The organism is Nonomuraea sp. NPDC049784 (genome assembly GCF_040659615.1).
Lineage (GTDB): Bacteria > Actinomycetota > Actinomycetes > Streptosporangiales > Streptosporangiaceae > Nonomuraea.
The window spans coordinates 1-7,062 of record NZ_JBFAMX010000533.1 but is presented as its reverse complement, the minus strand read 5'-3'; the positions used below and the strand labels follow the sequence as shown (position 1 = coordinate 7,062).

At 71.2% G+C, this 7,062-nt stretch carries 9 protein-coding genes; 7 read left to right on the top strand and 2 right to left on the bottom strand.

The annotated features are described in order from the left end of the window. The 5 genes from AB0J09_RS50810 to pcaG form a co-directional block, all read left to right on the top strand. On the top strand, window positions 1-403 hold a 403-nt coding region (locus tag AB0J09_RS50810; RefSeq protein ID WP_360708606.1), incomplete at its 5' end, for a CoA-transferase. Then, window positions 400-1,029 carry a CoA transferase subunit B gene (locus AB0J09_RS50805; protein WP_360708603.1) on the top strand — a complete coding sequence of 210 codons (630 nt, stop codon included), beginning with the start codon at window positions 400-402 and terminating at the stop codon, window positions 1,027-1,029. The genes AB0J09_RS50810 and AB0J09_RS50805, both read left to right, overlap by 4 nt. Beyond that, window positions 1,026-2,171 carry a thiolase family protein gene (locus AB0J09_RS50800; RefSeq protein WP_360708600.1) on the top strand — a complete coding sequence of 382 codons (1,146 nt, stop codon included), beginning with the start codon at window positions 1,026-1,028 and terminating at the stop codon, window positions 2,169-2,171. The genes AB0J09_RS50805 and AB0J09_RS50800 overlap by 4 nt, the downstream gene beginning before the upstream one ends. Before the next feature lie 6 nt (window positions 2,172-2,177). Further along, window positions 2,178-2,930, top strand: a complete 753-nt coding sequence (gene pcaH / locus AB0J09_RS50795; RefSeq protein WP_360708598.1) for a protocatechuate 3,4-dioxygenase subunit beta — start codon at window positions 2,178-2,180, stop codon at window positions 2,928-2,930. Then, window positions 2,927-3,463: a protocatechuate 3,4-dioxygenase subunit alpha gene (gene pcaG, locus AB0J09_RS50790; RefSeq protein WP_360708596.1), complete on the top strand. Its 537-nt coding sequence runs from the start codon at window positions 2,927-2,929 to the stop codon at window positions 3,461-3,463. Before pcaH ends, pcaG begins: the two co-directional genes overlap by 4 nt. A gap of 17 nt (window positions 3,464-3,480) precedes the next feature. On the opposite strand, the gene AB0J09_RS50785 is transcribed toward pcaG, so the two are convergent. Together AB0J09_RS50785 and AB0J09_RS50780 are read right to left on the bottom strand one after the other, a co-directional pair. Continuing rightward, a complete protein-coding gene (locus AB0J09_RS50785) occupies window positions 3,481-4,134 on the bottom strand; it encodes a hypothetical protein (protein ID WP_360708593.1) in 654 nt (217 codons plus the stop codon). A gap of 67 nt (window positions 4,135-4,201) precedes the next feature. Next, a complete protein-coding gene (locus AB0J09_RS50780) occupies window positions 4,202-4,807 on the bottom strand; it encodes a response regulator transcription factor (protein ID WP_360708590.1) in 606 nt (201 codons plus the stop codon). 123 nt (window positions 4,808-4,930) lie between these two features. Between AB0J09_RS50780 and AB0J09_RS50775 the strand changes: the two genes are divergently transcribed. Together AB0J09_RS50775 and AB0J09_RS50770 are read left to right on the top strand one after the other, a co-directional pair. Further along, window positions 4,931-6,763, top strand: a complete 1,833-nt coding sequence (locus tag AB0J09_RS50775) for a serine hydrolase domain-containing protein (RefSeq protein ID WP_360708586.1) — start codon at window positions 4,931-4,933, stop codon at window positions 6,761-6,763. Between the two features lie 92 nt (window positions 6,764-6,855). Next, entirely contained in the window at window positions 6,856-7,032 is a 177-nt protein-coding gene (locus tag AB0J09_RS50770; RefSeq protein ID WP_360708583.1) for a hypothetical protein, read from the top strand. The last annotated feature ends 30 nt before the right edge of the window (window positions 7,033-7,062 follow it).

Here is a 7,062-nt window from a genome sequence, read left to right as displayed (position 1 = left end):
CTCCATGCCCGCCGACGGCGGCCTGCCGCTGCGCCACAACCCGGACGGCTCGGTCGCGGTGTCCTCCCCGCCGAAGGAGGCCCGCGAGTTCGACGGCCGGCAGTACGTGCTGGAGCACAGCATCACCACCGACTTCGCCCTGGTCAGGGCCGCCAAGGGCGACCGGTACGGCAACCTCGTCTTCAACAAGGCCGCGCGCAACTTCAACCCCCTCGCCGCGATGGCCGGGCGGATCACGATCGCTGAGGTCGAGGAGCTGACCGAGCTGGAGCCGGACGAGGTCCACCTGCCCGGAGTGTTCGTCCAGCGCGTCCTCGTCCTCACCCCCGAGCAGGCGGCCGACAAGGGGATCGAACGGCGCACAATTTCCGCGCCTCCGGCACGGGAAGGGATCACTTCATGAGCTGGAGCAGGGACGAGATGGTCGCGCGGGCGGCGGCCGAGCTGCGCGACGGCGACTACGTCAACCTCGGCATCGGGCTGCCCACCCGCATCCCGTCCTTCCTCCCGCCGGACGTGGACGTGATCCTGCACTCGGAGAACGGCATCCTCGGCGTCGGCCCCTACCCGGCCCCCGACGCGCTGGACCCCGACCTGATCAACGCGGGCAAGGAGACGGTGACCGTGCTGCCCGGCGCGGCGTTCTTCGACTCGTCGCTGTCGTTCGGAATGATCCGCGGCGGGCACATCGACGTGGCGGTGCTGGGTGCGATGCAGGTCTCGGCACGTGGCGACCTGGCGAACTGGGTGGTCCCCGGCAAGCTGGTCAAGGGCATGGGCGGGGCGATGGACCTGGTCCACGGCGCGCGCCGGGTCATCGTGATCATGGATCACACCGCCAAGGACGGCGCACCGAAGATCGTCAAGGAGTGCTCGCTGCCGCTCACGGGCAAGGAGTGTGTGCACCGGATCATCACCGACCTCGGCGTGCTCGACGTCACCGGCGACGGGCTGAGGCTGGTGGAGACCGCGCCCGGGGTGAGCCTGGCCGAGGTGCGCGACCGTACGGAAGCGGAGGTTCTCGCATGAAGACCGTGTACATCGTGGACGCCGTCCGCACGCCGTTCGGCCGCCACGGCGGGGCGCTGGCCGGGGTCCGGCCCGACGACCTGGCCGCGCACGTCGTCCGGGCGATCGCCGAGCGCAACGACCTGGAGGCCCCGGACGAGGTGATCCTCGGCAACGCCAACGGGGCGGGCGAGGAGAACCGTAACGTCGCCCGCATGGCCGCGATCCTGGCCGGGCTGCCCGTGACCACGCCGGGCGCGACCGTGAACCGGCTGTGCGGGTCCGGCATGGAGGCCGTCATCCAGGCGTACCGGATGATCGCCCTCGGCGACGCCTCCACCGTGATCGCCGGCGGCGTCGAGTCGATGACCCGCGCCCCGTGGGTGCTGCCCAAGCCGGACAAGGCCTTCCCCGCGGGCGGGCAGGAGCTGGTCTCCACCACGCTCGGCTGGCGGCTGATCAACCCGGAGATGCCCGCCGAGCACACTGTGCCCCTGGGCGAGGGCGCCGAGCTGATCGCCGACAAGCACGGCATCGCCAGGGTGGAGCAGGACGCGTACGCGCTGGCCAGCCACCAGAAGGCGGCCAAGGCGTCGTTCGAGCGCGAGATCGCCCCCATCGCCGGCCTGACCAGGGACGAGGGCATCCGCGAGGACACCAGCCTGGAGAAGCTCGCCCGGCTCAAGCCCGTCTTCCGCGCGAACGGCACGGTCACCGCCGGCAACGCCTCGCCGCTCAACGACGGCGCGGCGGCGCTGCTGCTGACCGACGAATCCGGGCTGCGCGGCCGCGAGCCCCTGGCGCGGATCACCGCGAGCGCCGCAAGCGCGCTCGAACCCCGCTACTTCGGGCTGGGCCCGGTCGAAGCCTCGCAGAAGGCCCTGGCCAAGGCGGGCAAGAGGTTCGGCGACCTGGCGACCGCCGAGCTGAACGAGGCGTTCGCCGCGCAGGTCCTCGGCTGCCTGGCCGAGCTGCCCGATCTCGATCCCGCCATCGTCAACCCCGACGGCGGCGCCATCGCCCTGGGCCACCCTCTCGGCGCCTCCGGTGCCCGCATCACCGGCGCCGTGGCCCACCGGCTCGCGGCCGCCGGCTCCGGCACCGGGCTCGCGTCCCTCTGCATCGGCGTCGGCCAGGGCCTGGCCGTCGTTCTGGAAAGGTAGCCACAGATGACCCCACCCCTCACACAGGCCGACATCGACCGCGAGATCGCCGAGTTGCACGCGGCGCACGACGGAGCGGCGACCGGCCATCCCAACCGCGACTTCGCCCCGTACCGCAGCAGCGTGCTGCGCCACCCCAAGCAGCCGCTCGTCGCGCTGAAGGACCCGGAGGCCGCCGAGCTGGCCGGGCCGGTCTTCGGCGTCACCGACGTCTCCCCGTTCGACTCGGACCTGACCAGGCAGCATCACGGCGAGCCACTCGGCGAGCGGATCACCGTGCAGGGGCGGGTGCTGGACCGCGACGGGCGCCCGGTGCGCGGCCAGCTGGTGGAGATCTGGCAGGCCAACGCCTCCGGCCGCTACCCGCACCAGCGCGACGACCATCCCGCACCGCTCGACCCCAACTTCACCGGCGTGGGCCGCTGCCTGACCGACGACGAGGGCGGCTACAAGTTCACCACGATCAAGCCCGGCGCGTACCCGTGGCGCAACCACGTCAACGCCTGGCGGCCCGCGCACATCCACTTCTCGGTGTTCGGCACGGCCTTCACGCAGCGGCTGGTCACGCAGATGTACTTCCCGAACGACCCGCTGTTCCCGTACGACCCGGTGCTCAACTCCGTCACCGACGAGCGGGCCAGGCAGCGGCTGATCTCCACTTACGACCACGACCTGTCCGTGCCGGAGTGGACGCTCGGCTACCGGTGGGACATCGTGCTGGACGGCCCCGCCGCGACCTGGATGGAGGAGGGCCGATGAACCCCACCCCCTCCCAGACCGTCGGCCCGTTCTACGGCTACGCGCTCCCGATTCCCGGCGGAGGCGACCTCGCCCCACCGAGCGACGAGGGCGGGATCGTCGTCCACGGGTACGTCTACGACGGCGCGGGCGACCCGGTGCCGGACGCGCTGCTGGAGTTCTGGCAGGCCGACCCGTCTGGCAGCCTGCGCGGAGCGCCGGGCTCGCTGCGGCGCGACCAGGTGACCGGCGGGCTCCTGGGTCGGCACGGCGTCGACTTCACCGGCTTCGGCCGGGTGCCCACCGACGGCGACGGCCGCTGGGCGTTGCGCACGCTCCTGCCCGGCACCGGGTACATCAGCGTCTGCGTGTTCGCCCGCGGCCTGCTCCACCACCTCTACACCCGCATCTACTTCGGTCAGGACGCCTTGCTCGACTCGCTGCCGCCCGAGCGCAGGCAGACGCTGGTGCCGGTGGAGGAGCGTGAGGGCGTCTACCAGTTCGACATCCACCTGCAGGGCGAGAAGGAGACTGTCTTCCTCGACTTCGGCTGAGCGGCAGCCGAAGGCGGTCAGACCAGGCCGACCATGAAGCCCTCGTCGCGGACGCCCAGGTAGATCGCCGGGCGGTACTCCCGCATCGCGTGCTCGATGACCGGGATGTACTTGGGGTTCGAGCCCAGCGGGAGCCGGTAGCCGTTCTTGACCGTGTGGAACTCCCACAGGTGCTCCATGTCCGGGTGGCGCGCGCGGAAGCCCGGATCGGCGGGGAAGAGGTCGAGGCGGACCATCGTCCTGCGGATCAGGTACTCGGCCGGCTTGACCCGGCGCTGCTGCGTACGCGAGATGCCCACCCCGGACAGCTCGTTCCACGGAGCCGCCCACGGCGTGCCCTGGGGGTCGTCCCAGCGCACGCCGAAGCCGTCGAAGACGAGCCGGCGCGGCCGGCCGATTTTGCGCCAGGCGATGATCGGCAGCAGTCCGATGAACAGGAAGATCAGCCCGAAGGTCAGCTCCACGACCCCGGTGCGCGAGCCCGTCGTATGCCCGGTGAACGAGGAGAAGATCGAGATGAGCCCGATGACCCCCGCGACGGACCCGCCGATCAGCGCCTTCACCTTGGCGTCACCGCCTACGTCGATCACCACGGGAGGCGGCGCGAAGGCGGGGGGCTGCCGCGGGGGATGGGGGGTGTTGAACTGTGGCTGCTGGGGGCCGTACATCATGGAACGGCAGGTTAGCCATGATCGCCGCCCATGCGGCCATGCTTCGGACTTTTGCGAAGCATCGCGGTCAAAGCCAGCCGGCTTCGGTGGCGATCCGTACGGCGTCCAGGCGGTTGCGGGCGTCGAGCTTGGTGACGATCGCCCCCAGGTAGTTGCGTACGGTGCCCTTCGTGAGATGGAGCGCGGCCGCGATCTCCGAGAGGTCGTCGCCGCCGGCGGCCAGGCGCAGCACGTCGACCTCGCGCGGTGACAGCGGGTTCTCCCTGGCCGTGATGGTCGCCGCGGCAAGGGCGGGATCGATCACCGTCTCTCCGGCGTTGACGCGGCGCACGGCCGCGGCGAGCTCGGCGGGCGGGGCGTCCTTCAGCATGAACCCCCCGACGCGGGCCGCGAGCGCCCTGCGCAGGACCTCGGGGCGGCCCAGCTGGGTGAGCACGAGCACCCGGCAGCCGGGGAGCCGTTTCCCGAGCTCGGCGGCGGCCTCGATCCCGTCCATGCCGGGCATCTGCACGTCCAGCACCGCGACGTGGGGCCGGTGCTCCAGCGCCGCGGGCACCACCGCGTCCCCGGACGGCACCTCGGCGACGACCTCGATGTCGGGCTCCAGGCGCAGGAGCGAGGCCAGCGCACCCCGGATCAGGTGCATGTCCTCGGCCAGCAGCACCCGAATCACCCTCGACTCCCCCCGAAGCGGAAAGGACCATGATATTTCCGGTGTCCGGTTCGTGCATTTCACATACCGGATCGAGGTGCCAGGCACTGGTCCGCGACCGCCCAGGTTCGCGATCTTGAGGGTATGAAGAGAGCCCTGTTCCTCGGCCTGACGACCGCGCTGCTGGTCTCCCGCCTCTGCGGTACGGCCGCCGCCGCCACGGACCTGGAAGGCGTCGGAACGCTGGTCGACGAGGTGGTGCCCGCGCAGCTCGCCGAGCACGGGGTCCCCGGCGCGGCGGTCGCGGTGGTGTCGGGCGGGCGGCAGGTGTTCGCCAAGGGGTACGGCTACGCCGACCTGGCGAAGCGCATCCCGGTCGACGCGGCCCGCACGGGGTTCTTCACGGCCTCGACGGCCAAGACGTTCACCGCCATCGCCGCGCTCCAGCTGGTCGAGCAGGGCAAGCTCGACCTCCACGCCGACGTCAACCGCTACCTGAAGACCTTCGAGATCGAGGACACCTTCCCCGGACGGCCGGTCACCCTGGAGCACCTGCTGACCCACACGGCCGGTTTCGAGGACAGCGTGATCGGCTCGTCCTGGGACGATCCCGCCGCCGCCGAGCCGCTGGCGGAGGTGGTCAAGAACGGCCTGCCGGAGCGGGTGCGCCCGCCGGGGACCGTCCTCGCCTACGACAACTACGCCTACAGCCTCGCCGGCTACCTGGTGGAGGTGGCCTCCGGCCAGCCGTTCGCCGAGTACGTCCGGCAGCACGTACTGGCGCCGCTCGGCATGAAGAGCACGTCGTTCGCCGCGCCGCTGCCCGCCACGCTGACCGCCACCCTCGCCCAGGGGTACAACGGGGACGTCCCGTACAAGCGCTACTACGGGTCGCCCGCCTCCGGGGCCGGGCCGGTCACGACCGCCGCCGACATGGGCCGCTTGATGACGGCGCTGCTGGGCAACGATCAGCGCCTGGGCAGGAACATCGGCGCGACCATGATGCGGCGCCACTACACGCAGGACGAGCGGCTCCCCGGCATGGGGTACGGCCTCGAGGAGCTGGCCAGGAACGGCCACCGCATCTTCTACAAGGGCGGCGACATCAACGGCTTCCACCACGTCCTGGCTCTGCTGCCCGACCAGAAGAGCGGCGTCTACGTCGTCTACAACGGCGAGGACTCCACGGCGGCCGCCAACGACCTGATCACCAGGATCGTCGACCGCTACTTTCCCGGCCCGGCGGACAGCCCGCGTCCGGTGCGCGGGGACACCTCCGCGTACGCGGGGACGTACACCTCGACCAGGATCCGCGGCGACCTGCTGCGGTCCGGCGCGCTGTTCAACAACGTGACCGTGGAGTCCGCCGGCGACGGCACGATCACCACGACCGGCCTGTCGCGCGATCCCGCCAAGCCGGACCAGACGTGGCAGCTCATCGGGCCCGGCCTGTTCGCTGAGCGGGGCGGTCAGGAACGCATCGCCTTCGACGGCCACGGCCTCCTCGCGGGCGGCCACCAGGAGGAGGCGGCCACCTTCGAACGCTCCGGCGCCGCCTTCCACGTGTGGCTGGTCTACGCGGGCCTGACCGCGTTCCTGATCGCCGCGCTCGGGATGCCGATCGCGGCGCTCGTACGGAGGATTCGCAGGCGGCCCGCCCGCCACCGGACCGCGTGGTGGCTCGCCTGGCTCACCAGCGCCCTCGTCCTGGTCTTCGCGTACGGGTTCGCCGCCACGATCGCCATCGCGCCCACCGACGCCATCTTCCTCGGCTCCCCGCTCCTCACGGCCGCCCTGGCCGCCTCCTCGACGGCGTTCGTCCTCACCGGCGGGGTCGTGGCCTGCGCGGTGGGCGCCTGGTGGAAGGGATGGTGGGGACTGCCGGGACGGATCTCCTACACGGCGTTCGCGCTCGTCACGGTGGCCTTCATGGTGGTCGCGTACCTGTACGACATGGTCGGGGGCGTGTTCGCCTGACAGGGACCTGAGCCCCGTGCCCGCGACTCCCGGCGCCACCTATGGGATGCTTTGGCCGGAAACGGTGAAGGTCATGTCGCGGTGGGGATCGGGTGTCCACGCTCATCATCCTGGTGGTGCTCGTCCTCCTCGTGATCCCCCCGACGGCCGGTCTGCCAGGCGTGCCGGCCCTGCTCTCCCTCGGCCTGCAGGTCCTGTGCTCGGCAGGTGCGTTCTCCTTGATCAGGAGTTACACCAGTGACCGGGCTCTGGCGCACTTTCGGTGGTGACGGACCGTGGTTTAGCCGAGCAGAATGCGA